This window comes from Paenibacillus melissococcoides, from assembly GCA_944800085.1.
Lineage (GTDB): Bacteria > Bacillota > Bacilli > Paenibacillales > Paenibacillaceae > Paenibacillus_B > Paenibacillus_B melissococcoides.
This window is the reverse complement of record CALYLO010000005.1, coordinates 85,234-111,306: the sequence shown is the minus strand read 5'-3', so window position 1 is coordinate 111,306 and position 26,073 is coordinate 85,234. Positions and strand designations below refer to the sequence as shown.

At 48.7% G+C, this 26,073-nt stretch carries 27 protein-coding genes and 2 pseudogenes; 21 read left to right on the top strand and 8 right to left on the bottom strand.

Annotated elements, in window-relative coordinates; genetic code table 11:
* Nucleotides 1–487: 487 nt before the first annotated feature.
* Nucleotides 488–994: a DoxX family protein gene (locus tag OCY70_RS18230; RefSeq protein WP_261945080.1), complete on the bottom strand. Its 507-nt coding sequence runs from the start codon at nt 992–994 to the stop codon at nt 488–490.
* 284 nt (nt 995–1,278) lie between these two features.
* Here OCY70_RS18230 and OCY70_RS18225 point away from each other — a divergent pair, with 284 nt between their 5' ends.
* From OCY70_RS18225 to OCY70_RS36210, 6 genes are all read left to right on the top strand, one after another.
* Nucleotides 1,279–1,929, top strand: coding sequence for a DsbA family oxidoreductase (locus tag OCY70_RS18225; protein ID WP_213431073.1), 651 nt, complete (start codon nt 1,279–1,281; stop codon nt 1,927–1,929).
* Nucleotides 1,930–1,985: 56 nt separating this feature from the next.
* Nucleotides 1,986–2,588 carry a nitroreductase family protein gene (locus tag OCY70_RS18220; protein ID WP_213431072.1) on the top strand — a complete coding sequence of 201 codons (603 nt, stop codon included), beginning with the start codon at nt 1,986–1,988 and terminating at the stop codon, nt 2,586–2,588.
* A gap of 13 nt (nt 2,589–2,601) precedes the next feature.
* Nucleotides 2,602–2,997: a nuclear transport factor 2 family protein gene (locus OCY70_RS18215; protein ID WP_213431071.1), complete on the top strand. Its 396-nt coding sequence runs from the start codon at nt 2,602–2,604 to the stop codon at nt 2,995–2,997.
* A gap of 699 nt (nt 2,998–3,696) precedes the next feature.
* Nucleotides 3,697–4,185, top strand: coding sequence for a reverse transcriptase domain-containing protein (locus OCY70_RS18210; protein ID WP_306433988.1), 489 nt, complete (start codon nt 3,697–3,699; stop codon nt 4,183–4,185).
* 61 nt (nt 4,186–4,246) lie between these two features.
* On the top strand, nt 4,247–4,759 hold the full coding sequence (locus tag OCY70_RS18205; RefSeq protein ID WP_261945079.1) for a hypothetical protein: 513 nt from the start codon (nt 4,247–4,249) through the stop codon (nt 4,757–4,759).
* A gap of 204 nt (nt 4,760–4,963) precedes the next feature.
* Nucleotides 4,964–5,098 (top strand): aspartyl-phosphate phosphatase Spo0E family protein, encoded by a 135-nt coding sequence (locus OCY70_RS36210; protein WP_213431070.1) that lies wholly within the window; start codon nt 4,964–4,966, stop codon nt 5,096–5,098.
* Nucleotides 5,099–5,107: 9 nt separating this feature from the next.
* On the opposite strand, the gene OCY70_RS18200 is transcribed toward OCY70_RS36210, so the two are convergent.
* Nucleotides 5,108–6,147 (bottom strand): IS630 family transposase gene (locus OCY70_RS18200; protein WP_213431522.1). Its coding sequence is split into 2 segments (ribosomal slippage): nt 5,108–5,641 and nt 5,644–6,147, totalling 1,038 coding nucleotides; the frame shifts between segments, so codons are not numbered across the junction.
* Nucleotides 6,148–6,546: 399 nt separating this feature from the next.
* On the opposite strand from OCY70_RS18200, the gene OCY70_RS18195 reads away from it, so the two are divergent.
* A complete protein-coding gene (locus OCY70_RS18195; RefSeq protein WP_213431519.1) occupies nt 6,547–7,209 on the top strand; it encodes a hypothetical protein in 663 nt (220 codons plus the stop codon).
* Here OCY70_RS18195 and OCY70_RS18190 read toward each other — a convergent pair.
* On the bottom strand, nt 7,177–8,721 hold the full coding sequence (locus tag OCY70_RS18190; protein ID WP_390905280.1) for an IS5 family transposase: 1,545 nt from the start codon (nt 8,719–8,721) through the stop codon (nt 7,177–7,179). The genes OCY70_RS18195 and OCY70_RS18190 overlap by 33 nt on opposite strands.
* Nucleotides 8,722–9,521: 800 nt before the next feature.
* Between OCY70_RS18190 and OCY70_RS18185 the strand changes: the two genes are divergently transcribed.
* Entirely contained in the window at nt 9,522–10,193 is a 672-nt protein-coding gene (locus OCY70_RS18185) for a transposase (protein WP_213430087.1), read from the top strand.
* Between the two features lie 149 nt (nt 10,194–10,342).
* Here OCY70_RS18185 and OCY70_RS18180 read toward each other — a convergent pair.
* Together OCY70_RS18180 and OCY70_RS18175 are read right to left on the bottom strand one after the other, a co-directional pair.
* Nucleotides 10,343–11,345, bottom strand: a pseudogene (locus OCY70_RS18180) (IS256 family transposase).
* Between the two features lie 489 nt (nt 11,346–11,834).
* Nucleotides 11,835–11,999: a helix-turn-helix domain-containing protein gene (locus OCY70_RS18175; protein WP_213430086.1), complete on the bottom strand. Its 165-nt coding sequence runs from the start codon at nt 11,997–11,999 to the stop codon at nt 11,835–11,837.
* Nucleotides 12,000–12,326: 327 nt separating this feature from the next.
* On the opposite strand from OCY70_RS18175, the gene OCY70_RS18170 reads away from it, so the two are divergent.
* Nucleotides 12,327–12,782 carry a hypothetical protein gene (locus OCY70_RS18170; protein ID WP_213430085.1) on the top strand — a complete coding sequence of 152 codons (456 nt, stop codon included), beginning with the start codon at nt 12,327–12,329 and terminating at the stop codon, nt 12,780–12,782.
* 25 nt (nt 12,783–12,807) lie between these two features.
* On the top strand, nt 12,808–13,254 hold the full coding sequence (locus OCY70_RS18165; protein ID WP_213430084.1) for a hypothetical protein: 447 nt from the start codon (nt 12,808–12,810) through the stop codon (nt 13,252–13,254).
* Nucleotides 13,255–13,317: 63 nt separating this feature from the next.
* On the opposite strand, the gene OCY70_RS18160 is transcribed toward OCY70_RS18165, so the two are convergent.
* A complete protein-coding gene (locus OCY70_RS18160) occupies nt 13,318–13,962 on the bottom strand; it encodes a hypothetical protein (RefSeq protein WP_213430083.1) in 645 nt (214 codons plus the stop codon).
* A gap of 64 nt (nt 13,963–14,026) precedes the next feature.
* On the opposite strand from OCY70_RS18160, the gene OCY70_RS18155 reads away from it, so the two are divergent.
* Complete coding sequence (locus OCY70_RS18155) at nt 14,027–14,413, top strand: VOC family protein (protein WP_249725463.1); 387 nt, start codon at nt 14,027–14,029, stop codon at nt 14,411–14,413.
* Nucleotides 14,414–14,445: 32 nt separating this feature from the next.
* Nucleotides 14,446–15,566, top strand: a pseudogene (locus OCY70_RS18150) (NAD(P)/FAD-dependent oxidoreductase).
* A gap of 65 nt (nt 15,567–15,631) precedes the next feature.
* Here OCY70_RS18150 and OCY70_RS18145 read toward each other — a convergent pair.
* The gene (locus tag OCY70_RS18145) at nt 15,632–15,970 is read right to left on the bottom strand and encodes an alpha/beta fold hydrolase (protein WP_213430082.1); all 339 of its coding nucleotides are present in this window, start codon (nt 15,968–15,970) and stop codon (nt 15,632–15,634) included.
* Between the two features lie 58 nt (nt 15,971–16,028).
* Complete coding sequence (locus OCY70_RS18140) at nt 16,029–16,496, bottom strand: GyrI-like domain-containing protein (RefSeq protein WP_213430081.1); 468 nt, start codon at nt 16,494–16,496, stop codon at nt 16,029–16,031.
* 184 nt (nt 16,497–16,680) lie between these two features.
* Between OCY70_RS18140 and OCY70_RS18135 the strand changes: the two genes are divergently transcribed.
* From OCY70_RS18135 to OCY70_RS18095, 9 genes are all read left to right on the top strand, one after another.
* Nucleotides 16,681–17,694, top strand: a complete 1,014-nt coding sequence (locus OCY70_RS18135) for a thiamine pyrophosphate-dependent dehydrogenase E1 component subunit alpha (RefSeq protein WP_213430080.1) — start codon at nt 16,681–16,683, stop codon at nt 17,692–17,694.
* 12 nt (nt 17,695–17,706) lie between these two features.
* Nucleotides 17,707–18,690, top strand: coding sequence for an alpha-ketoacid dehydrogenase subunit beta (locus tag OCY70_RS18130; RefSeq protein ID WP_213430079.1), 984 nt, complete (start codon nt 17,707–17,709; stop codon nt 18,688–18,690).
* 18 nt (nt 18,691–18,708) lie between these two features.
* Nucleotides 18,709–19,854, top strand: a complete 1,146-nt coding sequence (locus OCY70_RS18125; protein ID WP_261945078.1) for a dihydrolipoamide acetyltransferase family protein — start codon at nt 18,709–18,711, stop codon at nt 19,852–19,854.
* A gap of 20 nt (nt 19,855–19,874) precedes the next feature.
* Complete coding sequence (locus OCY70_RS18120) at nt 19,875–21,014, top strand: acyl-CoA dehydrogenase (protein WP_213430077.1); 1,140 nt, start codon at nt 19,875–19,877, stop codon at nt 21,012–21,014.
* Between the two features lie 14 nt (nt 21,015–21,028).
* Nucleotides 21,029–22,375: an acetyl-CoA carboxylase biotin carboxylase subunit gene (locus OCY70_RS18115; RefSeq protein WP_213430076.1), complete on the top strand. Its 1,347-nt coding sequence runs from the start codon at nt 21,029–21,031 to the stop codon at nt 22,373–22,375.
* 67 nt (nt 22,376–22,442) lie between these two features.
* Nucleotides 22,443–22,655 (top strand): acetyl-CoA carboxylase biotin carboxyl carrier protein subunit, encoded by a 213-nt coding sequence (locus tag OCY70_RS18110; RefSeq protein ID WP_213430075.1) that lies wholly within the window; start codon nt 22,443–22,445, stop codon nt 22,653–22,655.
* 22 nt (nt 22,656–22,677) lie between these two features.
* Nucleotides 22,678–23,580: a hydroxymethylglutaryl-CoA lyase gene (locus tag OCY70_RS18105; protein ID WP_213430074.1), complete on the top strand. Its 903-nt coding sequence runs from the start codon at nt 22,678–22,680 to the stop codon at nt 23,578–23,580.
* 37 nt (nt 23,581–23,617) lie between these two features.
* Nucleotides 23,618–24,400: an enoyl-CoA hydratase gene (locus tag OCY70_RS18100; RefSeq protein WP_213430073.1), complete on the top strand. Its 783-nt coding sequence runs from the start codon at nt 23,618–23,620 to the stop codon at nt 24,398–24,400.
* Nucleotides 24,401–24,430: 30 nt separating this feature from the next.
* The gene (locus OCY70_RS18095) at nt 24,431–25,969 is read left to right on the top strand and encodes an acyl-CoA carboxylase subunit beta (RefSeq protein ID WP_213430072.1); all 1,539 of its coding nucleotides are present in this window, start codon (nt 24,431–24,433) and stop codon (nt 25,967–25,969) included.
* Nucleotides 25,970–26,073: the final 104 nt, after the last annotated feature.

Genomic DNA, 26,073 nt, shown 5'->3' with positions numbered 1-26,073 from the left:
GGAAAAGGCCGGCTTTTGACGGTTCTTGTTCGTATGCGGATGGGGAGCATGCTCCATGCGCAGCATCAAAGTTAATCCAAATAATGCAACCATAAACCAGACGTTGGAGCTCCAAATGGCCCACATCATAAACGCGATGGAGAGCATTCGGATGATTCCGCTGAACAGCAAGATTCGCTTGGGATGAAAGCTGTCAATGATTTTGCCCGCATAGGGGGACAGAAAGATGCCGAATAGGGCTCCCGACACCAAGATGGCGGATACGTTGGAATCAAGCGCTCGTTGCGTTCATAAAATTACCCGTGAAGAAGCTCACTTTTGCGATCAAAGTGTTCCTTCACGGGCATCGCTCGGTTATGGCTGGATGAGTGTAAACGCGCATGGTATGATGGGCTTATCTTTGACAGGAATATATACGCTTTAAACTATGCGCCGAAAAGAGGGTCTGAGGTGGAATGGCCGCCTGTCATGGAAATTCGTGATCGGATTATGCCGATGGTGCGGCGTAATGAGGCGATTGGCTTCGAGCCGGCTTCAGCTTGCTGAGCAAGTAGCGATCGAGACCGAAGCGGCCGGCGTTCGTATAGGCGACCAGGATGAACATCGTTAGGAGCATCATCACCGGGTTGATGCTGATGGAGCCGCTTAGCAGAAACGACGTATTCATCACGATGCCGAAGAAAGCGGAGGTCCGGGTCAGTACGCCCAGGATAAGTCCAATGCCTACGAGAAGCTCTCCCCATTGCACCATGAGGCTGAAAATATTGGCATGGGGGAGCGCAACATGCTCCAGAAACGACGCCCACCAGCCTTCGACGACGGGGCTTTCTCCGCCGGCTTTCGCCACGGCGCTTTTCAAAAATCCGCTCGCATCAAAGCTTCCGGCGAATAGTTTGTGAATGCCTGCTGATATCCAGGTGTAGCCCACATATATGCGGATTACCAAAAGCAGCACGGATGCCCACACGTTCCTCCTTAAAAATTCGATCATCAACAAGTTCCTCCTTCAATTTTTTGGGAATATGCCATAAATAGGCTACATAAACACTTTAAAGCGCAAGTGTCAAAATTTCAAGATTCAAGGGGGCTATTTTTGCAAAAAAATGCGTTTAAATGTAATACATATTCATCGTATTTTTACAAAAATGAAGAGGTTGACTTTTTAATGGGTTGTAACTATAATGGTTACATCTAGCCGCGAATGTCGGCTGCTCTTTTTCAGTTAGTTGTAACTAATGTCGTTACATCACGGAATGTTCAGAAGGGGAGGGAACGATAATGACGGTGAAAATCAAAGCCTATTCCGATTTTATATGTCCATTTTGCTATCTGGGAAAAGGTCCGTTGGACGAGATCGTGAAAGAGAAGGATGTCGAGGTAGAGTGGATGCCATTTGAGCTGCGCCCGGCGCCTTATCCGAAGATCGATCCTTGGAACGAGCCGGATAAGCTGAGCTCATGGGACGCCTTTATTTTGCCGACTGCCGAGAAGCTTGGGCTTGACATGCGCTTGCCTCGCGTTTCTCCGCATCCTTATACTTACTTGGCATTTGAAGGATATCAATTTGCGAAAGAGCAGAGGAAAGGCAACGCCTATATGAATCGCGTGTTCGCCGCCTTTTTCCAGGAGGAGCAGAACATTGAAGATATCGACGTGCTGACGAAGCTGGCAGGGGAAGTGGAGCTGGACACCGGCGCCTTCCGCGAGGCTCTTGTCTCCCGCAAATACCGGGAAGCTCACCAGGCGGCGATCAAGCATGCCTATGAGGAAGCCCGCATTACGGCCGTGCCGACCTTCATTATCGGCGACCAGGTCATTCAGGGACTGGCCAGCAAAGAGCGGTTGGCTCAGGCCATTGAGCGGGAAGCATCCAAGGAGCCAGCTCCATCGGTCGAAGGATTGCAATGCAGTATTGATGGGCATTGTTAATCATATCAATTTTTACCTGCATTAAACTTACACCTATTACATTGGAGGAATTCACTATGACAACTGCCGCAACATTAAAAGACGCTATCATCAACCGCCGCTCCATCCGCAAAGTGACGAATAATGCCGCGATTACTTCGGAGCGCATCGCCGAGATTTTGAAGACATCGCTGCATGCTCCGTCCTCGTTCAATATGCAAAGCGGGCGCATGGTCGTTCTGATGGACGGCGAGCATGAGAAATTGTGGGATATCGTCAAGGAGACGCTTCGTTCCCGGGTACCGGCCGAGAATTTTGAAGCGACGGTCCAAAGACTCCAGGGCTTCCGCGACGGCTCGGGAACGATCTTGTTCTTCGAGGATCAAGCGACGATTCAACGGATGCAGGAAAATGCCCCTAGCTACAAGGAGCAATTCCCGTTCTGGTCCCACCAAGGCAGCGCCATGCTGCAATATGCGGTATGGATGTCGTTGGAAGCGGATGGGATCGGCGCCTCCCTGCAGCATTACAACCCGATTATCGATGAAGAAGTGAAGCGCACGTGGGGGATTCCGCAGGAATGGAGCTTGATCGCGCAAATGCCGTTCGGCGAGCCGAACGAGGAGCCGGGCGAGCGCAGCTTCCTGCCGTTCGAAGATGTCGTGAAGTTCCATCAATAAGGGAAAGCTGACTATGTCTAATCAACCGCAGAATGTCGATATTATCCGCCGTACCTATGACGGCCCCAAGCATCTCCTGGCCGCTCTGAGCGACCGCACGGAGTGGACCGAGGCCGCAGGATATCCCTATGGGGGCACTTATTATGGCGTGGACAGCATCAAGGCGAATGTATTGGAACGCCTCGGTACGGAATGGGATGGCTTTACGGCCACCGTGCATACGTATCATGAGGTGAAGGGCAAGGAAATCGTGATTGCGGAAGGCATCTATACCGGCGTCTATAAGGCAACGGGAAAATCCATCCGGGCTGACTTCGTCCATGTATGGGAGCTGGAGAACGGGAAGATCGTGAGATTCAAGCAATACGTTGACAGCCACCTCGTCGTTCAAGCGATGACAACGGAATAAATAATTGTGTGCAGCATGCCGCTCATCTATTGAGCGGCATGCTGTGCTTTTGCAAGAAACTGGATACAAAATGACTGTTCTCTTCTATCTAAACATCAGACTTGTCATGCAATGACGTTACTAGAGTTCGGGAGCTTGGTAATGGTAGCTTCCCCGTGACATTCTCGCCTTGTTGGGCATGAACCGTATAGCGTAGGCTGTTGCCATAGTTCAACCTCAAAGTCTCGTACATAAGTACGGCATTACAACATCCCATGCACAGACGAATATATTGCTTATGTCGCGCATGTTTGGTGTATCTGGTTTTCAAGGTGCCTAGCGCATCTCGCGCCTTTGCCGCGTCGTGCTTGAGTCTGTTGACTCGTCCCGAGCGGTGCGGCACTCACTTGGGACGCTCACAATGTCTCACAAGCACAAACTGTTATACCTGTGTACGGCGAAATCTGTGCGTAGAAGCGTATCGACGAAAGTACCTGTCGGAGACAGGGCGAGCGACATACCAGGACGTAACATAAAGTGAATCCTGCCGCGTCATCAAAAAGGCCTCGCAAGAGGGAAGAGAGGATGCCGAGTCCCGTGGTTATGGACGAAGGCCAAGGAAGTTGCCTGGAACTTGGAGCGGCAGCGGCCAACAAAGGGTCAGCGGGAGTGGACGGCGAAACATTGACGGACATCTAGAAGCAGGGAGAGAATCATTTCCTGCAAGAATGTCACCGCATCCTTAAGAAAGGCAACTACCATCCGCAGCCTGTTCGACGGCACTACATCCCGAAGAAAGACGGGAAGCAAAGGCCGCTCGGCATACCCACTGTCCGAGACCGCGTCATACAGATGGCAACGAAGCTGGTCATAGAACCGATCTTTGAAACGGATTTTCAGGAATCCTCATTTGGGTTCCGACCGAAGAGAAGCGCGAAGCAAGCGCTCGATCGAATCCGGAAGGCATGCAACCGTAAAGGCAATTGGGTGGTCGACGTCGACATCCAAGGCTACTTCGACAACATTAATCAAGAGAAGCTTATGAAGCTTGTGGAAATGCGAGTCAGCGACAGACGCATCTTGAAGTTAATACGGAAGTGGTTAAACGCGGGAGTAATGGAAGAAGGAAAGGTGAGGCGCTCAGATTTAGGAATACCGCAAGGCGGGGTCATTTCTCCGCTGTTAGCGAACATCTACAAACTACTTTGACATTCTGTGGGAACGACATGGCGGCGGGATTGGAGAACTTACGCGTTATGCAGACGACTTCGTGGTTGTGTGCAAAACAAAGAAGGACGCAGAGCGAGCCTACGAGCTGATCCGTGCGATTATGGAACGACTCGAACTCACCTTGCATCCGACCAAAACACGCATTGTCGGTCTTTGGACAGGAGAAGAAGGCTTCGACTTTCTAGGGATGCATCATCGCAAGACGAAGGCTGAAACCTCCAAAGGGCGGGTGTACTACATCACGCAGCAATCGTTGAACCGGAAAGCGGAAGAACGCATCCGGGAAGTCGTTAAGGAACGATTGGCTCCACCGAACATGAGACATAAGTCATTATTAGAGCATTGTGAACTGGCTGAATCCCAAGATTCAGGGATGGAGGAATTACTACTATACGGCTATTACAGTCAGCGTAAGATGGCAAAATTGGATTGGTACATCTTGCAAAGGTTTGCAAGATGGTACGCCAAGAAACGCCAACGTAGAAGATGGATCAGTTCGTTCCGCGAGATTAAAATCTTGACCAGTCAATTTGGACTCAAAACGCTCCTGTAATCTGCACGCACATGAATGACGAACATCGGAAAGCCGTATGAGGGAAAAACTCACGTACGGTTTGATGAGGAGGGGCAGAAAATTATCTGCCCTTTACTCTAGTTTCCCCTCCGTTTCCTTCAATTGAATTTAATGGTATTTCCTACGACCCCTATTATACATAACCCCATTATCAAGAACTGTGATGTGAGGTGAGAGACCATTGTGCGCTGTGATGATGCACTAAATAAAGTTAATGGACTTAGGCAAGAATTAATCAGGATCGCAAATGAAAAAGGTAAATTTACAGATGACGAATTAGTTCGAGTTAGTCAACAACTATATAAGTTGAACTATTGAACCATTCAACTAGAACCTAATACACAGGCGATCAATAATGGACCATGGAGATTTCATGATCTCGTTCATAAACTGCAGGACATTCTTGCGAATATCGGCAACCGTGTGATAGAACACATTGTTAATGACATCGGACTTCAGCCATTTCCATAGCCCTTCAACAATATTGAGTTGAGGGCTGTAAGGGGGCAGGAAAACAAGTTCAAGCCGCCTTTTCATTTCGTCCAAAAACGGCCGGAGCAGCTTGGCATGATGAATGCGAGCATTATCTAACACGATGACGATTTTGCCTGCAGGATAGTGAGCAACAACCTTTTGGAGAAAACTCAAAAAGGTCTCGGCTGTGTATTGCTCGTCTTCCTGCCAAACCACCTTGCCGGTGGAATAGTCAAGCGTGGCCAGCAGCTTGACTCCACGGTGTTTGCCTGCCGTTCGAATCATTCGCTGTTTGCCCCTAAGAAACCATGTTTTTTGAATGGCTTGGTAGTCACGGATCATGGACTCATCTTCAAATAGCAAATGGTCGATCTCATCATTCATCAGTCTTTTTTTAACGCAGGAAAAATGGTTTCCGAGAACTGGCGTTGCTTCTCCTCGTCTGCTGCAGCTAAAGTGTATGTCGGTTTGGTGTAGCTTAACCCTTGGCGGTGCATCATCTTCGAGACCCCGCGAAGCGAATACGTTTGCCCAAATTCACGCTTAATAAAGGCTGCAATCAGTTCCAGCGTCCAGTTATGGCGAGCGGTAAAGCCCACCTCATGAGGAACACAATGAGCTATGGTCTGCTTCAGCTTTTCCTGCTGCTCTTTTGTTAAGCGAACAGGCGCGCCCGGCGAATGATTCATTTGCAGTCCGGAAAGTCCGCCCTGATCATAAGCCTTGATATATGCCTTTACCGTTTGAACGCTTCGGTCCAACGTATGGGCAATCTCTTTTACCGGAGCCCCTTGGAGATGTAAATATAATGCCTGGTAGCGCTCGTACATTCGGCGATCCTTTGCTTTTCTCATGGCTTGCTTCACTTCGTCAAGCTTCGTTGGGTTTTCCATGTTCTACTCCCTACCTGTCTTTTTGTGGTCCTTTATTCATTCGACATGCAGGTATGAAATTCCTTACCATAATTCTCTAAAACTTTAATTCAATTTATATAGATACATATATACTTGAGGTTCAAAAAGAGTACATAAAAAGAAGTTTAAATAAAAGCAAATCGAAGAACATGCACCATGCAAGGGTTGCAACAAAATAAGTTTAAAATATATGAATATTTGGTCTTGCTATATTTCGTAAGATATGGTAATCTATTACTTGTGGAGATAATCTTCATTCATCAATAGAAATAGAGGGTGTGTCATTACATAATGTTTTCCTCCGCATAAAAACATGATGCGCAGTCTGCTACTTTATGAAGAGATATCTTTACCTAAAACAATTAGGAGGAGATTTGTATGAAAAAAACAGTTGTTTCCGCAATAGCAGCTTTTGCTATGGTTGCATCCGTAACAACAGTATCAGCTTCACCAATTCTCAAAGAAGAAAAAAATTTAACTCCTACGATTGAAACAAAAAGTGATAATAACAGTCAACATGAAAGACAAAAAAAATTAGCTGAAATTGGAAATAAATATGAAGTTGGTGAGTTTCTATCAGATAAAGACGCTGATTTTGTAAGAACATACGCAAGTCTAGTTCCTCAAACAAAAGAATCTGCAGCACATAATTCAGAAACTGCTCAAGCTAAATCAGCAACAACTTTACATGGCACTAAATCAGCAACTTTACATGGCAGTTTAGGCAATGTACAGTTGTCAGGAACAGTAACTGTAGATTTAGGTTTTTTCAACAATAGTATTAATGGCTTTTTCGTCGTACAAGATACAAAAGGTAAAAAACACAAAAGCTTAGGTAGTATTACTGAATTACGTTGTTTTGGCGTTTTTGGCGAAGGAGGCACTAAAATAGGACTTGTATACTCCCAAGATTACAAAAAAGAAGATACTAATACTATGGTTACCTCACATAATTTTAGCGATAATTTTTTTGCAACTGTTGCGTATTATAATGTAGATGTTCGTGGATTAGTCGATGGAGATTCCTTCAGTACTTACTAAATTAATTAGGGCTTGCTGAACATATTGCCTTTTAGGCCACAGAGGCTGACGGCACAGATTCAGCAACAGTCTGAAAATCGGCAAAAAGAGAACGCGCAGCTTGCGTTCGAGATTCATAACAAGCAGTTGTAGAGCAATGACCGTTTCGCTTGTCTCTCGAAGGCGTGCTCGAATACGCCCCAGTCCGTAGGAGCGTTTGCCTTCTCCGAATTTTCCTTCGATCGCGTTACGCGTTGAAGCATCCTGTCTGGCCTGGTTCCGTTCTGGTTCCGCTTCTTTCTTCGGACGTCCTAAGTTTGGACCACTCAGACGGATGCCGTGCTCCTTACAATAGCGAAGGTTCTCCCGGTTTCGGTAGATTTGGTCGGCTAGAATGGCTTCCGGATAACACCCATATCGCTGGACGAACGACTCCACGGAAGCTTTCAGTGTCATGCTTTCGTTGAAGTTATCCCAGGACAGCTTCTCCATCCGAGCGTAACCATCCACCAGACTGATCGCCAGCTTTGCTCCAAACTCGACGGGAGCATTCACTTTCCCGCGGACAATCGGCCGTACATGCGGTTGGGAAAGACTGACGATTCGATCTTCCACCGAGTGTGTCCGTTTGTCGTACATCTCTTGCTGTTGACGATACAGCTCGGAAATGACGAGCAATTGCCGATACTGCTGCGAACCCAGTTGATTCAAGCTGCTTTTCGCTGCCAGCATTTCGATGATGCGAAGATTACGCGAAACATAACGAAGCTGTTTGCCAACCGCTTTCCGGATGGCTTTGGCACCCGTTCGCCGTTTCTTGGCGATCTCGAGGTAGCGTTTGCGGGCGGTTTGACGATACGTTCTCGGTTTCTTGGCCTTCCCGACGAAAGGCTCGTGCAGAACATCGATGATCGCTTCGAGTTTTTCCCGCGCCTCGTTCAATAATTTCAAATCGGTCGGATACGAGATGTCGGCCGGTGCGCAGGTCGCGTCGAGCATCAAGGTGCCTTTGTTGCATGGTTTCTCTTTGCTTTTGCCGTCTTCATTAACGGATGTTCCATCAGAGCCATGGCCGCTGCCTGGAGGATCTTGAGGATCGTTCTTGTTTTGTTCCTGCTTCTTTCGCTCTGCGTCCTCTTCCAAAATCCAATCGTTGATTCGTTCAATGACATCCGCACCCAATCGCTTGCGGAAATGGGTCAACAGCGAGTGATGAAACGGAGGCTTATCTTGGAACGCCGGCAGCCCAAGGAAGTACTGGTAGTACGGATTTTCGGTGATCTGCTGGACCGTCTCTCGATCATCGAGCTGCATACGTTCCTGAATGTACAGCGCTCCCAAAGCCATACGAACAGACAAAGGGATCTGACCGCGCATTGATTTCTTGAACGACTTCGCGTAGAATTCTTCTGCCCGCCACCACGGGATGATAGCGGCCAGTTGCACCCAACGGTTCTCCTTATTTAATTTACCGCCAAACGGCAAGTAGAAATCTTCGAACAACTGAAGCTGGCTTTCGGTTCTACGATACATGTCGGCTCACTCCACGTGCACGATTTTTTGCAAGAAATTCGCATTCTCCTTGCATTTTATTTCGAGTTAGAGTCCAGAAATCCTTGTAAAACCTTTGAAAAATGATTGTTCAGCAAGCCCTAATTAATATAATAAGCGAACCTTCTCTGAAAGATTAATAGAGAAGGTTCGCTTATTATTGAAAACATGTTGATAATAAACAGGCGTGATAGAAAACGTAGAAAAGGAGAATCCAAATGAAATTACGACAAATAATTTCAATTATCATTTTACTTTTGATAGTTTGGATTATTTTAGGACATTTATTTGATTAAAAATATTATATTTATCCTCCTGAAAATTTTTAAAACACTCGCAATCCTCGACCCCTGAGGGGTCTGTGAGGGTCTGTCAAGAATTTTGAGTAAACGCATTTTGAAGGATAGAGCCCCCGAGGGGGGGGGGCGAATGAGCTCTTAGCTTAAATGTTGCCCGACCCGATCCGGAAAGAAGACGGAAGGTTGGAGGAGCATCTGTCCCCAGTTTTGGACACGACCGGCACTAGCCTTGCACCAAACCTAACATGAGAAAAATAGTTCTCGCAAATTACTTTTTATTGAATTTCTTGAATGAATAGTCTGGTAACTCATAAAAAAATCTCCTCATGTTGAAGGATAGGCATGTTACCCATTCCTTCACCAAAAGGAGAAAAGACCATGGGTAATATACCAGATCAGACCGTCATTTGTTAATGCCTAAATTTGATTCAACTCTCGGACGACGAATTCCCAATCTTTAATTATCGACGAAAGTTTACACTCGTGAGAGCGGTCAAACTACTCATTGATGCCCAATTGAACAAACGCACGGACCGCGAAGATATTTGCAATGCGTTGCGTGCGAACGAACAGCTGCAGCAGGCGATCAACCTGAAATCCATTAGCGCTTCCCAACTCGTACGTACGCTCAGAGCGTTGCCTTTACCGGTGTTGCGGGATGCTGATGTGATCGTAAGCTACAAGGATGAAGAAGGCCATGTAATAGAAGTCCAGCTCCGGTTAGTGGAGTATACCGATGAGAAGAATCGCCAGTACCGTGTGCTTACGAATGTCTGGGATAAGTCCGCAGCCCAAATCTGCGAGATCTACCGGTGCCGCTGGATGATTGAATTGTTCTTTAAGTGGATGAAGCAGCATATGAGCTTAGTCCATTTGTACAGTTCACATCCAGAGGCAGTATGGAATCAGATTTTTTTAGCCTTGATCGCGTATGGTTTGGTCATGTTGGTCCGCAAGGAGGCCGACACCACTCAAACGCTATGGTCATTTCTAAAGCTGCTTCGAGCCTACATGAACAAGACGTGGGACCAATTTCTGATGGCGCTGCACCGCAAACCGACCAAGCACTCGAAGGGCAGGCGAAAGAAACGAAGGGGTGGTCGGACGCGAAAACACCCAAAGCAGTATAAGACCGTTAAAGTGGTGGTTAAATAGCTAATAATGGCATATATACATTTGCTGGTAACACGTCCCTATGGTTTAGTGGGAGATCAACTTTTGGCCTTGCTAGGAAAAAAGAAACTGTAAATATTTATAAATAATTATTGTTCGTTCCACATCAGGAACTTGAAGTCTTCTTCATGTCAGGTTCTATGCAAGGCTAGTGCACGACCGGTCCATTTGCGAACAACATCCATCGTGGAGAGGTAGAGCATTTTGAGCAAAGCTTCGTCTGAAGGGAAAATGCTCTTGCCTTTCGTCACCTTGCGAAGTTGACGGTGATAGCGCTCGATGATATTGGTCGTATAGATCAGCTTGCGTATCTCCGGCGGGTACTTGAAAAAGGTTGCAAGCTCATCCCAGTTCCTGCGCCAGTATTGGACAATGAGCGCGTACTTGGATCCCCAGACTTCTTCAAAGCGGTCCAGTTCGACGAGCGCCGCTTCTTCCGTAGCTGCTTTGTAAATCGGCTTCAGATCGGCAGTTACTTTCTTGAGGTCCTTGTAGGACACGTAGCGCGTCGAGTTGCGAATTTGGTGGATAATACACTTCTGAATCTCGGTCTGGGGATAGCAGGCGGTGATGGCCTGAGAGAAGCCTGTCAGGTTGTCCACACAGGTAATAAGAATATCCTGAACGCCACGATTTTTCAGTTCATTCAGCACGCTGAGCCAAAACTTGGCTGACTCGTTTTCGCCAATCCAGATGCCCAGCACATCCTTGTTGCCATCCAGAGCGATGCCAATGACCATGTAAGCAGCCTTATTCACGATGGCACCATCCTGCTTCACCTTGAAATGAATGGCATCCAGAAAAACCACGGCGTAGACGCTATGCAACGGCCGATTCTGCCACTCCTTGACCAGCGGCTCAAACTCGCCTTGACGGTCGCGTGGTACGGCAATTTCCTGTTCGCCATATTCGCTGGTGATCTTCTTACGGCTCTGAAGCGTTACGAGAATTTGTAGTGGATTTATCCGATTTCTCATGCTTCTCGTAGCCCAAATGGGTATCCATCTCGGCCTCCAGCATTTCCTGGATCGTCTCGGCGAACAAATCCTTCAAGGCATTCTGAGCGTCCTGAGCGGTCACCAGCTTGTTCTCCTTAATAAAGGCTCGCAGTTGCTCTTTCGTCCACAATCCCATTGTGTTCTCCCAACCTTTCTGTTGATTCTATTTTAATAGGTTTTGGAGTTTACACAAACTATTTTACAGACTCCTTTTAGGTGTTCCTTTTAAATTGCTTTGTAACTACTGTTGTGTCCTGTCAAGGGGCACTTACCCGAGACCAGTCACCCGTTTTGTGGCTCGTCCTTTACAAATAGCCTACTTATCACTCCTAGACCCCATCCCAAGAATGCAGCCACAAGCCAACCCGTCTTTCCATTTTCCTCGTCTATTAGATATTCCATTGCTCCAAAGTATACTAATGCAACACACGACACTATGGATACCATGTGGTAGGAGACCTGAAAATGGTCCACTGTCTTACGGTAGTCATGCTGATGAGCAAGACAGTATTACACCATATCGATCCGTGTCGAACGCGCCTTCGTCATCGCTTTCGCTCCCCCTGAATGAGCTTTTAAGCTACTATGACGATGATACTCCTTAATCCAGTTGGAAATCTGCGTTCTACTCGCAATCTTTATGTTTTCGTTTTTCTAACCCCTCGTAACCATACACCTTGTCACGAAGACGCCATTTCGCCAAAGTCGTTTTGCTGATACCGTATTTCTTGGCTGCAGCCTTAACAACAATTTCGCCACTTGCGATTTCTTCAAGGATAATGAGTTTCACTGACGCATCATGATTTTTTATTAGGCATAAAAAAGCTCCCCTTACACAGGTTTTATTATTTCACCTGTTTACTGTAAGCGGGGCATATCACTTGATATAGAAAAATCAAATCCGACGATTTCTAACATTTTTAGCTATTGAATCTACCTAATAGAAATAGTAAATTGAAACTAGTAATAGTAAAATTTACTAGTTCCGAAGGTTGGTGATGATCTTGAGTAAAAAAATCATGGTTTCGATCATTCTTTTCATCGCAGCGGTTATCGCCACGGTATACTTGCAAGCTAGTAGCCCCATGTCTTCTCGATCCGAATCCGAAGATGTAACGTGCAAGAAGCCCTTGAGCTTGGAATGGCGAAAGCACTGGAATGGGATTCGTCCGCAGTGCCGTTTTATTTGACCAGCGTAGACGATGAATTCGGCACAACTAGCGGACATCAAGGCAGAAGAGAACGATGGAATTTGCAAGTTGGAACTCCGGATAACAAACGAGCGGTTATCGCGATTCGCAAGGGCGTTGTCGAAGGGGTTTATCCCGGTGTCGGTCCGTTTGTAGACACTCATGTAATCAAGAGGGAAGAGGTGGTGTTCGACAGTCCCGAACTATTGTCCAGAAGCAAGGCAGAGCATGATTTGCTGCCGGGCAAGGATTGGGCGAATGGCTATCACTTTGTATTGCAAGTGTTGGATGGGAAAGCAACGATAACGGTCATTGGCTTGGCTAAGACATTACAACAGAAAAAAATCGTATTTGAATCCTCATCAAGTATAACGATGAATTAAACGAATTTGATTGGGAGGGAATGTAATGAAAAAAAGTCTAATGGCCATTCTTCTCGCTGCTATTGTAACTTTATCGCCAACCACTTCAGCCTCCGCTGCCACGACGTATACGAATCAAGATTTCACGGCTTATATCGGTCCATCCGGCGTGAGCAAGCCCGTATTTGCCAGCGGCGCTTCCGCCTATATTGGAGGGGTTGCAGTACATCCATCCTCCTGGGGGAGCAGCAACTGGAACAAGCCCATTTATCCCTTCGGCACCATGTTGGTGTTAACAGGGAATAACCGGATTGTGACTCCGGATGGTTCTTCCTTGAACACGTTTATTGTGGAAGACACCGGGGATCTTAATAATACGAAGGGACTTTCCTACCGATGGGTGGATGTGTATTTTGGAAAATATTCTACCGCCAACTACAAGGCTGCAATTCAATTCGGCAAAAAGAAATTTAGTTATACCGTAATTGATTAGGGCACTTTGGATGCCTACAAACGCCGCTGACTTCCACGTGTGGGAGCATAGCGGCGTTTTTGGTTAAAAAATACTGTAGTCGATCTCGTCGCCGGTTGAAGTCGATAACTGAAAATAGATCGATTTACCGGGAGCCGGATTATCGATCGTAACGATTTTCAGGCCGGAATGCACGGGCTTTCCTTCAATGACAACCTGCCGATTATGAAACCTTATCTTTTTAATTTCGGTGTTCATAACCACGACGAGGATTTTATCCAGTTGCAGCGAAGATAATTGGTTATAAGCGTTCTCCATCTCTTTCACAATGCCTACGTTATGTATAAAGTCATACAGAGCGGAAGCGTTGGTGGGAGACGTAAACAATCGATGCTTGGCGAAGTGGATTCGATTGGGAACGTACGACCAGCGCCCATAGGTGCTGTGCCAATAAGGCAAATAAGACGGTCGATTCCATTGGGGAAGATCGGCAATCACGTCATAGGCGATTGGCTTTCCTTTCTTCATGACATCAGAGATTGGCAGTAAATTTTCGGGCGGCTGTGACTGCTGGAAGGGCGGATTAGGCAATGTAACGGGAGATGGCGGTTCAAGGTTGTCTAATTGTTGTTTATTATGTGGAGACAGCGCATAAGCCAGCGATTGAGGCGTGACCGCGGCGAACGTAATCATTAGGATGGACAGGAACGATTTGAGACTCGTCTTCATGGGCAGCTCCTTAATGAAATTTGCTTTTAGTTTACATATTTCAGGAAGTTTTATTCCAGGCGTAATGATGGCGGAATGGCGAGAGGGGGGATGGTTGCAGGCCGTGAAGTTTTGGACCGAAAAATTAGGCTTTCGGGTGATTTCTGAAGAAAATAACGGTCAAGGAATGAGATGGAGTGAAATTGCCCCAATAAAGGGCGCCGAAACAAGCATCATTCTGCACAATAAGGAATTCGCCGCTAAAATGTCACCTGGATTAAATCGGGGAACCCCTTCATTACTATTTTTTACGGAAAATCCAGATGAATTACATAGGGACTTTTCCAACGTAACTGAATTGTTCCATGAACAGTTCGGACGAAGCTGCCAGCATGATCGGCAGCTTCGCTTACGTTTACGGGGGGGTGCAAGAAAGGACGGAGTAGAGGAACGAAGGCAGGATTCGCTATAATGGATACAGTGATTGAGGAAAGGGACGTGTTCATGAAGAAAGTCATCGTCATCGGAGCAGGGATTCTGGGGGCATCGACAGCCTATCAGTTAGCAAAAATGGGGGCGGATGTCCTTATCGTAGACCGCAAAGATAAAGGACAGGCTACGGATGCCGCGGCCGGCATATCTGCCCCTGGCTGTCACAGCGGCGCAATCAGGCTTGGTACCGGCTGGCCAAAGCCGGCGCGCGTTTTTACCCCGGGCTGATCAAAGAACTCACCAGCGAGGGAGAAACGGAGACCGGCTATGCTCAAGTTGGCGCTCTTAGTATCCATGATGATATGGAGAAAATCAGAAAGATGGAGGAGCGGGCACAGTTGCGAAAGACGGATGCGCCGGAAATCGGTGACATTACCTGGCTAAATGAACAAGCAACCCAGGAGCTGTTTCCTCTGTTGGCGGAAGGGTATCATTCGGTTCATATTCGCGGGGCCGCCCGTGTCGACGGCCGTGCGCTGCGCGATGCGTTGGTCCGATCGGCTCAAAGAAACGGAGCCATCCTGATCAATGGGGATGCTGTGCTTCAATATCAGCCGAACCGCGTAACCGGAATCGCAGTCGGTGCCCAAAGCTTCTCGTCTGACGAAGTCATCGTGTGTGCAGGGGCGTGGGCCAATCAACTGCTGCAGCCTTTAGGCATTCACTTTAAGGTAAGTTACCAAAAAGCGCAAATCATGCATTTACAGGTTCCGGCTAGACAAGACACGGGCACCTGGCCTGTAGTGATGCCGCCTTCCGATCAATATCTGTTGGCTTTTGACCAACAAAAGATCGTGATGGGAGCGACTCACGAAGATGATATCGAAGGCTATGATACAAGGGTAACCGCAGGGGGAATCCAGGAGATTTTGAATAAAGGCTTGGGATTGGCGCCGGGCTTGGCGAACAGCACGGTTCAAGAGGTGAGAGTCGGTTTTCGTCCTTTTACGCCCGGCTTTCTTCCGGTGATAGGCGCTGTTCCTGGCTGGGATGGCTTGATCGCGGCCAACGGACTTGGAGCGTCCGGATTGACGATGGGCCCGTTTATTGGATTCCAGCTCGCCAAGCTGGCATTAGGAATGGATCCGGATATCGATATCCATGATTATGATATTCGCACAGCGATGGTATGAGCATCAACAAAAACAGACCAAAACTGTAATAATACAGTCTTGGTCTGTATTTTTCTGTTATTACGCTATCGTTTTATGTGTTGCGCAACAAAAAATCTTGTAATCTCCTCGTTTCGTTCATGCTGGAAACTCTCGCGATTAAAGCCAAGCGGATCTGGTGAGGGAGGAAATGACGCATTCGTCATGGCTTCCGGAAATGGGCTCAGAAATGAAAAATGCCCGGCAATCTCGACAATTCTGTGTTGAACCTTCTCATGGTCAGGGATCCCGTTCAAAATACTTTGTGCATGAAAAGAGGGCGTATATTGATCCTTTTCTCCAACAAGCATGAAAATGGGGATGTCCACCGCATTCAATGCTCCATCGGCTTGAAACCAGACTGAAGCCGGTGCCAACAGAACCAATGATTTGATTCTGGGATCAGGCGTAACTTGGATGAGATGAGACTGCCCGTCCGCAGACTCATAAGGGAACGAAGGGCATGCCTACGACAAACCCGTTCAATGAACCCTTATGAGTAAATACAGCATATGAACTAGAGGGAATAACTTTATACACCATCCCTTTGGGGATATTTGCCTTTCCGCTGACCTCCACGCAAGCCATATACGTAAATTCCCTCTTTACCCCTGTGGGTTCAATTACCCCATAAAATATAGGGTCGGGATTTGCTTTCTTTTCGATTTCTTCCATGCGTGGAACAAACCGCTCCCGTACGCTTCCAAATTCATAGCCTTCCGAACTATGCATCTCCATTCCAACTACTTGAAAACTCTGTTTTTCTACAAACACAGGATCCATGGTCAGTCCCTCTTGTAAATACTGCAAACGTCCATGATCTAATGGTTTTGATTCCGTCATCCGGAACAAGGTTTCTTTCATGTTGGTTTGCTTACGGAATTGTCCCGGAGTTATATAAAACTTTTTCAAATAGCATTCTTCCCAGCCCCGTTCAGGAGTTTCAACCTAAACGCCCATAATGGGCGTACTGAAACTGCCTATATTTTTTAGGCATAGTTTCTATGCACAATATATATTTCACGATGGGAATGACGGTATGTAAAATAAAGGGAACCGCAGTATGCAGCGGCACAAATGTCGGAGGGATACGGTTATGATTAAAACCGGAAATGGCCAAGTCGAGAACCGGCACCAAGCCCTAGGTTTATCGGATCAACAGGTTCTTGAAATGTATCGGAATATGGTTTTGGCGCGAAAAGTAGATGAACGGATGTGGATTCTAAATCGTGCGGGAAAGATCCCTTTTCTCGTGTCTTGCCAAGGTCATGAAGCAGCGCAGATAGGAGCGGTTTATGCGTTGGAGCGAACGAAAGATTTTCTGTGTCCGTATTATCGGGACATGGGGATGGCCATTGTTTTCGGGATGACGGCACAGGAATTGATGCTGTCTGCTTTTGCCAAGGCGGGAGATCCCAACAGCGGCGGACGTCAAATGCCAGGGCATTTCGGGAGTAAAAGACTGAATATTCTTTCCGGGTCCAGTGTCGTATCGAGTCAAGTGCCGCATGCTGTTGGAATCGCTTTATCTGGAAAAATGCAAGGAGAAAAGCTTGTCGTGTTAACGGCCTTTGGGGACGGGGGCAGCAATCAAGGGGAGTTTCACGAAGCGGCGAACTTTGCGGGGGTGCATAAGCTTCCTGTCATTTTCTTCTGCGAGAATAACAAGTATGCCATCTCTGTCCCTTTTGCAAAGCAGGCGGCTTGCGAAAGTATCGCGGATCGGGCAAAAGGTTACGGGTTTCCCGGCATCAGCGTGGATGGAAATGATCCCTTGGAAGTATATAAGGTTGTGAAAGAGGCGGCCGATCGAGCGAGAAGAGGAGAAGGGCCAACGCTTATCGAGGCGGTCGTCTATCGTTTAGTCCCTCATTCCAGCGACGACGATGATCGAACCTATCGTTCCCGTGAAGAGGTGGAAGAAGCCAAGAAGAAGGATCCGCTCGTATCCTTCAGCAATTATCTCAAAGATGTGGGGATATTAGATGAACCTACCGAGAAGGAAATCCATGACCGGATGCTCATGGAAGTCGATGAGGCCACGGATTATGCGGAGAATGCCCCGGATTCGGCTCCGGAAGATGCCCTGAAGCACGTCTATTCAGAATAGGGGGAGTGAGAAATGGCCGTAATTTCTTATGTTGATGCCGTGACCCAAGCTCTTCGGGAGGAAATGCAGCGAGATAATAGGGTATTTGTCTTAGGAGAAGACGTCGGGGTACGCGGGGGAGTGTTTCGGGTTACACAGGGATTCTATGAGGAATTTGGCGAACAACGGGTTATCGATACGCCGCTGTCGGAAGCGGCCATTGCAGGCGTGTCGGTTGGGGCAGCCGCTTATGGCTTGCGCCCTGTGGCAGAAATTCAGTTTGCCGAGTATATCATGCCTGCCATCAATCAAATCGTGAATGAAGCAGCCAAGATGAGATACCGCTCGAACGGAGATTGGAACTGCCCCTTGGTCATTCGTGCTCCTTATGGAGGCGGAGTTCGCGGCGCCCTCTATCATTCGCAAAGCGTCGAAGCTATGTTCTGCAATATTCCCGGCATAAAAGTGGTTACACCTTCCACTCCTTATGATGCCAAAGGACTGCTTAAAGCGGCCATTCGCGATGAAGATCCTGTTCTTTACTTTGAACATAAGCGATGCTATCGATCGATCAAGGGAGAAGTGCCGGACTCGGACTACATTGTTCCCATTGGGAAGTCGGATATTAAGCGGCAAGGAGAAGACCTCACGGTGATTTCTTACGGACTTGCCTTGCATTTTGCGTTGGAAGCGGCAGAAAAACTCTCCCGAGAAGGATACAGCGCTCACATTCTGGACCTGCGTACCCTCTATCCTCTGGATAAGGAATCGATTGTGGAGGCTGCTCGAAAAACCGGTAAAGTGCTCATTATTCATGAAGACAACAAAGAGGGAGGCGTTGGGGCGGAAGTAGCTGCTGTGCTTGCAGAGGAATGCCTGTTTGAATTGGATGCTCCGATCAAACGTCTGTGCGGTCCGGACGTCCCTGCAATGCCGTATAGCTCGCCGATGGAGAAATTCTTCATGCTCAATCCGGATAAAGTTTATCAGGCTATGAAAGAACTGGCCCAATTATGATCGGAACGGGAGGAGAATATGGCTGAGAAGATCGTTATGCCCCAGTTAGGGGAAAGTGTAACGGAAGGAACCATCTCCAAGTGGCTCGTAAACATCGGGGATAAAGTCAAAAAATACGATCCCGTATGCGAAGTGATTACCGATAAAGTTACTGCGGAGGTTCCTTCTACGGTGAGCGGCACGATCTCCGACATTGTCGTTCAAGAAGGCGAAACGGTGGCGGTAGGAACTCTGATTTGCTATATTGCGGCTGAAGATCAAGCGGGCGCGCCGGTTGAAGCAAAGACTGCCGCTCAAGATCAGGGAGCCGATGACGCGGCGGCACAAGCCGACGTGAACCAACGGTATTCGCCGGCCGTGCTTAAGCTGGCGCAAGAAAACAACCTGGATCTTTCCCGTATCGAAGGATCGGGCGCTGGCGGACGCATCACCAGAAAAGACATCTTGGAGATTTTGCAAGGAAATGAAGAGACGATCCCGGTTACCGCCATCCGCAAAACGATTGCCAAGCGAATGCTGGAGAGCAAGCGGGAGATCCCCCACGCCTGGCTTATGGTGGAATGCGATGTCACCAATCTGGTACGTTATCGCGACCGGATCAAAGAGGAGTTTCAGAAAAAAGAAGGCGTCCCTTTAACTTATTTGCCGTTCTTTATCAAGTCGGTTGCCGAAGCCTTGAAGGAATTCCCCGTCTTAAATTCGCAGTGGGCAGATGATCGCATTATCGTCAAGAAAGCGGTTCATATCTCGCTTGCCGTTGCCGCCGATCAAGCGCTATTCGTTCCCGTCATTAAGGACGCCGACCAACAAAGCATTTCCGGTCTTGCCAAAGCAGTCAATGAATTGGCCAAGAAGACGAGGGAGGGCAGGTTAACGGCAGAGGATACCACCGGCGGAACTTTTACCGTGAATAACACAGGCTCTTTCGGCTCCGTTCTGTCAGCCCCGATCATCAATCCTCCGCAAGTGGCCATTTTGAGTCTCGAAGCCATCGTAAAACGTCCGGTCGTCCTGGATAACCAGATTACGGTTCGCGATATGATGAACATCTGTCTTTCCCTGGATCACCGGGTGTTGGACGGTCTGGTGTGCGGCCGCTTCTTGCAGAGAGTCAAGCAAAAGATGGAAGGTTACGGCACGGACACCGGCATCGGACTCGATTAAAGGAAAGGGGCGATGAAATCATGCATTTTGATTTAACCGAAGAACAAGCGTTGATAAAGAAGACGATGCGTGATTTTGCGGAAGGCGAGGTGGCTCCGGGCGCAGATGAACGGGATCGCACAAAGCAATTTCCGGAGGAGGTTTTCGAAAAATTAACGAAGCTGGGAGTCATGGGTCTGCCTTTTCCCGAACAATACGGCGGCGGGGGAGCAGATACGATAAGCTTTGCTATCGCTGTCGAAGAGTTAAGCCGGGTATGCGCCTCCACGGGGATCACCTATTCTGCCCATATTTCGTTAGGCGGGGCGCCCATCCATTTATTCGGAACGCACGAGCAAAAGGAACAATACTTAATCCCCCTTTGTACAGGAGAATACTTGGGGGCGTTTGGGCTGACGGAACCGAATGCGGGTTCCGATGCGGGCGGAACCCGAACGACAGCGAAGCTGGATGGGGATCAATGGATCATTTCCGGTTCCAAATGCTTTATTACCAACGCAAGCTTTGCCAAAAACCTGTCGCTCACCGCCGTAACGGATCGCTCCAAAGGGACGGATGGAATCAGCGCGTTTATCGTGCCTACCGATGCGCCAGGATTTACGGTCCTTAGCAATTATGAAAAGATGGGTCTTCACGCATCGAATACGACGGAGTTGGTATTGGAAAATGTAACCGTTCCCAGAAAAAATCTCCTGGGGAAAGAAGGACATGGATACAAGCAATTTTTAGCTACGCTTGACGGAGGGAGAATCGGGATCGGGGCCATGGCGGTCGGGATCGCGCAAGGAGCTTACGAAAAATCGCTCCAATATGCCAAAGTAAGAAAACAATTTGGCCACAGCTTATCTTCCTTTCAAGCCATCCAGTTTAAACTGGCCGACATGGCCATGAATATTGAACTCGCCCGCAACATGGTGTATAAAGCGGCATGGCTTAAGGATCAAGGAAGACGATTTAAGAAGGAAGCGGCGATGGCCAAATTATTTGCTTCGGAAATCTGCATGAAGGCTTGCGATCAGGCCGTTCAGATCCATGGCGGCTATGGTTATATGAAGGAATACCAGGTGGAGCGGTTTTTCCGGGACGCCAAGCTTTTGGAGATCGGGGAAGGAACTTCGGAAGTGCAACGTATGGTAATTGCACGCCAGATCGGCTGTTAAAGGGGGTTGGTGCTATGTTCAAGAAGATTCTAATCGCGAACCGGGGGGAGATTGCGGCTCGAGTGATCCGTACTTGCCAATCGCTGGGCATTGCCACCGTCAGCATATACTCGAAAGTGGATAAGGAAGCCCCTCATGTCAAAATGGCGGATGAGGCCTACGAGGTCGGAAATCCCAAAGTAACCGATAGCTATTTAAAAATCGAGAAAATTTTAGAACTCGCCCGTCTTTCAAAAGCGGATGCGATTCACCCCGGATACGGCCTTCTGTCGGAAAATGCCGAATTTGCCCGCCGCTGTGAGGAGGCCGGTATCGTATTCATCGGTCCATCGGCGGATATCATCTCCCGCATGGGCAGTAAAATCGAATCCCGGAATATCATGGAAAAAGCGGGTGTCCCTGTCGTCCCCGGCATTTCCTATCCATTAGCGGATGCGGAAGAAGCGGCACGGGCAGCCCATCGTATCGGCTATCCGGTCATGCTCAAGGCTTCGGCCGGCGGCGGCGGGATCGGCATGCAGATCGTTTATAACGAATCGGAAATGAAGCAAGCATTTGAAGGGAACCAGAAACGTGCCTCTGATTTCTTCGGAGACGGGGCCATGTATATAGAGAAGGTCCTGGCAAATCCCCGGCACATCGAAATTCAGATTTTGGCCGATTCCTATGGGAATACCGTCCACTTAGGGGAACGGGAATGTTCCATTCAACGCCGTCATCAAAAAGTAGTGGAGGAAGCCCCTTCTCCCTATTTGGATGAACTCACGAGAAGCAAAATGGGAGAAGCGGCGGTAAGGGCGGCTCAGTCCATCGGATACCGGAATGCAGGAACCATCGAGTTTTTAGTGGACGGGAATAAAAATTTCTATTTCCTTGAAATGAATACTCGTCTGCAGGTGGAGCATACGATTACAGAAGAGATTACCGGCTTGGACTTGGTTGCCGAGCAATTGCGAATTGCGGCCGGACATTCCTTGAATTTTGGGCAATCCGATGTGACACGCGAGGGCCATGCGATTGAAGTGCGGATTTATGCGGAGGATCCGAAGACGTTCTTCCCATCTCCGGGAGTGATTACGAAGTTTGCTATACCTGAAGGAGACGGAATCCGCCATGAGTTGGCTGTACATGATGGTTCCATGGTCACTCCTTTCTATGATCCGATGATTGCTAAGCTCATAGTCAAAGGGAAGGATCGCGACGAAGCGATTGACCGGATTCGACAGGCGCTGGCCGATTATCAGGTTGAGGGGATCAAAACAAACATCCCGATGCTGCAAGAAGTCATCGCGCATCCCGCATTCCGTTCAGGCGATACGACAACGAATTTCGTTGCGAAATATGTAATGGAGAAGACATGACTTGATCGGGCGGGGAGGGCCTCGGCGAGTTACCGAAAGGCTATTCGTAGAACAGGAGGTTATTCAGATGAGCAAAATCGTGGCGGTTATGGCGGGGAATGTATATAAAATTCTTGTCAAGCCTGGGGATCAAGTCGAAGCGGGACAAAACGTGGCCGTGTTGGAATCGATGAAAATGGAGATCGCGATTACGGTTGGTTCCGGCGGGACGGTAAAGGAAGTCATCGTGAACGAAGGCGACTTTGTTAATGAAGGAGATCTATTGATCGAGCTGGAGTAAACGTATGCTGGGGGTTGGAGAGATGAACTGGCCGGCGAGTGTGACGATCAAAGAGGTGGGTCCGAGGGATGGATTACAGAATGAGAAGGTCTTTGTTCCAACAGAGGATAAAATCGCTTGGATCAACCAATTGTCCGGCACCGGACTCAATTCCATTGAAATCACTTCGTTTGTGAATCCCAAGTGGATCCCGGCGCTGGCAGATGCCGCTGAAGTTGCGGCAGGAATTGAACGGATATCCGGCATCGTGTATTCGGCTCTCGTTCCGAATCGGCAGGGTCTGGAACGAGCGCTGGAAGCCGATGTGGATGAAGCAGCCGTCTTTATGTCCGTCAGCGAAACCCATAATCACAGAAACATTAACAAGTCGATTTACGCTACCTTTCCCATTCTAAGAGAAGTGGCGCACGAAGCGCTTGCAGCAGGAAAGTCAGTCCGCGGTTATGTGTCCACTGTCTTCGGTTGTCCCTATGAAGGTCCTGTGTCCATCGACGAGGTGATCCGGGTAGCGGAAACGTTGTTCGACATGGGGATTGGCGAATTATCTCTCGGGGATACGATTGGCATAGCAAATCCGAAGCAGGTGCAAGAGGTTTTGGACATTCTTTTAAAGCGGTTTGATGCCAAAAAACTGGCCCTGCACTTTCACGATACGCGCGGGACGGCCCTGGCTAATATCCTGGTGTCCATGGACATGGGGATCACGACGTTTGATGCTTCCGTTGGCGGGTTAGGCGGATGCCCGTATGCGCCTGGAGCCTCGGGCAATGTGGCTTCGGAGGATTTGCTTTACATGCTGGAGGCGATGGGGATTCACACGGGGGTAAATCGGGAAAAGCTGCTCTCCGCGGCCCGTTTTATTCGGGAAAAGATAGGAAGAGAGTTGCCAAGCCGTAATCTTCAGGCCGGCAGCTCGAACGGATAGGCAGGCTCATGATTCGGTTCAGGGAAGGAGGGGGAGCGTGGAAAAAGCCGTATTGGTGTCCAGCATGGGAAATGGTATTGTGCTCATGACGTTAAACCGGCCGGAAGCCGCCAATGCGCTTTCGATAAAGATGCTGGAACAATTGCGGGATGCTGTCGCGACATGCAAATTTGACCGCTCTGTTCGCTGTATCGTGGTCACAGGGGCTGGAGAGAAAGCCTTTTGCGCAGGCGCTGATTTAAAAGAGCGCGCAGGAATGGACATGAACCGGGTGCGCAGGACGGTTTCTTTGATTCGCCAGAGCATCAATGATCTAGAAGCCTTGCCCCAACCGGTCATTGCCGCCGTGAACGGAGCCGCATTGGGCGGGGGAATGGAATTGGCGTTGGCCTGTGATATTCGGATCGCCTCCGAAACGGCAACTTTCGCCCTTACGGAGACTTCGCTTGGGATTATTCCCGGCGCCGGCGGAACGCAGCGGTTGCCGAGGCTGATCGGGAAGGGGCGCGCCAAAGAGCTCATCTTCACGGCAAGAAAAATCGGTGCCAAAGAGGCGAGGGACATGGGGGTGGTAGAGTATGTGGCCCCGCTTGAATCCCTTCTCGATAAAGCGCTGGAAATAGCGGGCCAAATTGTTCGAAATGCTCCTATCGCCGTGGCGGAGGCCAAGTTCGCCATCGATAAGGGATGTGATGCGGATCTGAGCACCGGGCTTGCGATTGAGCAAAATGCCTATGAAGTAACGATTCCGACAAAGGATCGCCTGGAAGGACTGCAGGCGTTCAAAGATAAGCGTCCCCCCATATTTAAGGGCGAGTAACATGCATTTGGAGATAAGGAGGAATAGGGGATGTCCATGGAAATAAATCGGGAGGAGCTGCAGGAACGCAGTTCACGGATCCTCAAAGGGGGGGCGCGGGCTTATCATCAAAAGAATGCGGAGCGAGGAAAACGATTTGTTCGCGACCGTTTGAAGCTATTGTTTGATCCGGGTTTCGAGCTGGAGGATGCGTTATTTGCCAACTGCATGGCAGAAGACCTTCCGGCGGATGGCGTGGTTACGGCGATGGGAAAGATTAATGGGAGAATCGTGTGCGTGATGGCCAATGATTCCACCGTAAAAGCCGGTTCTTGGGGATCGCGTACGGTAGAGAAAATCATTCGCATCCAAGAGACGGCCGACAAAATGCGAGTGCCGTTGATTTACTTGGTGGATTCAGCAGGCGCCCGCATTACGGACCAGGTCGAGATGTTCCCCGGCAGGCGCGGGGCTGGCCGTATTTTTTACAATCAGGTCAAATTGTCGGGTAAAATTCCTCAAATCTGCCTGCTCTTTGGTCCTTCGGCTGCAGGCGGAGCATACATTCCGGCATTTTGCGATATCGTGATTATGGTGGATGGAAATGCATCCATGTATCTCGGTTCCCCGCGGATGGCGGAGATGGTGATCGGAGAAAAGGTGACGTTAGAAGAAATGGGCGGCGCGCGCATGCATTGCTCGGTATCCGGATGCGGCGATGTGCTGGCCCAAAACGAAGAAGAAGCCATTGCGATGGCACGACGATATCTCTCCTATTTTCCCGCCAATTTTTCCGAAAAACCGCCGGTCGTGGAGGCAGCGGCACCGCAATACTTTGAGAAATCATTAGAAGAGCTCATCCCGTCCAATCAGAATGCCCCGTTTAATATGTATGACCTGATTGACCGGATCATTGACGAGGGGTCATTCTTTGAGATAAAGAAGCTGTTTGCCGGCGAACTGATTACGGGATTGGCCCGAATGAACGGAAGACCGGTCGGGATCATTGCCAATCAGCCGCGGGTGAAAGGAGGCGTGCTGTTTCACGATTCGGCGGATAAGGCAGCCCGATTTATTACCCTTTGCGACGCGTTTCATATCCCGCTTCTGTTTCTCGCCGACGTTCCCGGTTTTATGATCGGCACCAAGGTGGAGCGGGCAGGAATTATCCGCCATGGCGCGAAAATGATTTCTGCCATGTCCGAAGCGACCGTGCCTAAAATCTCGGTGATCATCCGTAAAGCATACGGAGCAGGCCTCTATGCGATGGCTGGTCCTGCGTTTGAACCGGATTGCTGTCTCGCATTGCCTACGGCTCAAATTGCCGTGATGGGGCCAGAAGCTGCGGTCAACGCCGTCTATGCCAATAAAATCGCTCAACTGCCTGAACACGAGCGGGCCTCTTTTATTGAAGAACAGCGGGAGAAATATAAGCAGGATATTGATATTTACCGGCTAGCCTCCGAAATGATTATTGACGGGATCATTCCAGCCGATTCGCTGCGCGATGAGTTAGTGAATCGATTAGAGGCTTATTCATCAAAGGTTGTCGTCTTCTCTGAGCGCAAGCACCCGGTATATCCGGTTTAATTGCTGGCCTTTCCGAACAGCACCACGCGTTTAACGGCGCGCCGGTGCTGTTTTTTGCGTGGACGGCATATCATAATCTTGAGCCAGAGGATGAATGGTTTGGA

Bases quoted from the DNA above. Each gene is read 5' to 3' on its own strand.
- OCY70_RS18125 (WP_261945078.1), top strand. From the start codon at position 18,709: ATGGCTGAGAAGATCGTTATGCCCCAGTTAGGGGAAAGTGTAACGGAA.
- OCY70_RS18215 (WP_213431071.1), top strand. From the start codon at position 2,602: ATGTCTAATCAACCGCAGAATGTCGATATTATCCGCCGTACCTATGAC.
- OCY70_RS18120 (WP_213430077.1), top strand. From the start codon at position 19,875: ATGCATTTTGATTTAACCGAAGAACAAGCGTTGATAAAGAAGACGATG.
- OCY70_RS18220 (WP_213431072.1), top strand. From the start codon at position 1,986: ATGACAACTGCCGCAACATTAAAAGACGCTATCATCAACCGCCGCTCC.
- OCY70_RS18110 (WP_213430075.1), top strand. From the start codon at position 22,443: ATGAGCAAAATCGTGGCGGTTATGGCGGGGAATGTATATAAAATTCTT.
- OCY70_RS18160 (WP_213430083.1), bottom strand. From the start codon at position 13,962: ATGAAGACGAGTCTCAAATCGTTCCTGTCCATCCTAATGATTACGTTC.
- OCY70_RS18105 (WP_213430074.1), top strand. From the start codon at position 22,678: ATGAACTGGCCGGCGAGTGTGACGATCAAAGAGGTGGGTCCGAGGGAT.
- OCY70_RS18095 (WP_213430072.1), top strand. From the start codon at position 24,431: ATGTCCATGGAAATAAATCGGGAGGAGCTGCAGGAACGCAGTTCACGG.
- OCY70_RS18135 (WP_213430080.1), top strand. From the start codon at position 16,681: ATGATTAAAACCGGAAATGGCCAAGTCGAGAACCGGCACCAAGCCCTA.
- OCY70_RS18115 (WP_213430076.1), top strand. From the start codon at position 21,029: ATGTTCAAGAAGATTCTAATCGCGAACCGGGGGGAGATTGCGGCTCGA.
- OCY70_RS18165 (WP_213430084.1), top strand. From the start codon at position 12,808: ATGAAAAAAAGTCTAATGGCCATTCTTCTCGCTGCTATTGTAACTTTA.
- OCY70_RS18195 (WP_213431519.1), top strand. From the start codon at position 6,547: ATGAAAAAAACAGTTGTTTCCGCAATAGCAGCTTTTGCTATGGTTGCA.
- OCY70_RS18190 (WP_390905280.1), bottom strand. From the start codon at position 8,721: ATGTATCGTAGAACCGAAAGCCAGCTTCAGTTGTTCGAAGATTTCTAC.
- OCY70_RS18155 (WP_249725463.1), top strand. From the start codon at position 14,027: ATGATGGCGGAATGGCGAGAGGGGGGATGGTTGCAGGCCGTGAAGTTT.
- OCY70_RS18130 (WP_213430079.1), top strand. From the start codon at position 17,707: ATGGCCGTAATTTCTTATGTTGATGCCGTGACCCAAGCTCTTCGGGAG.
- OCY70_RS18225 (WP_213431073.1), top strand. From the start codon at position 1,279: ATGACGGTGAAAATCAAAGCCTATTCCGATTTTATATGTCCATTTTGC.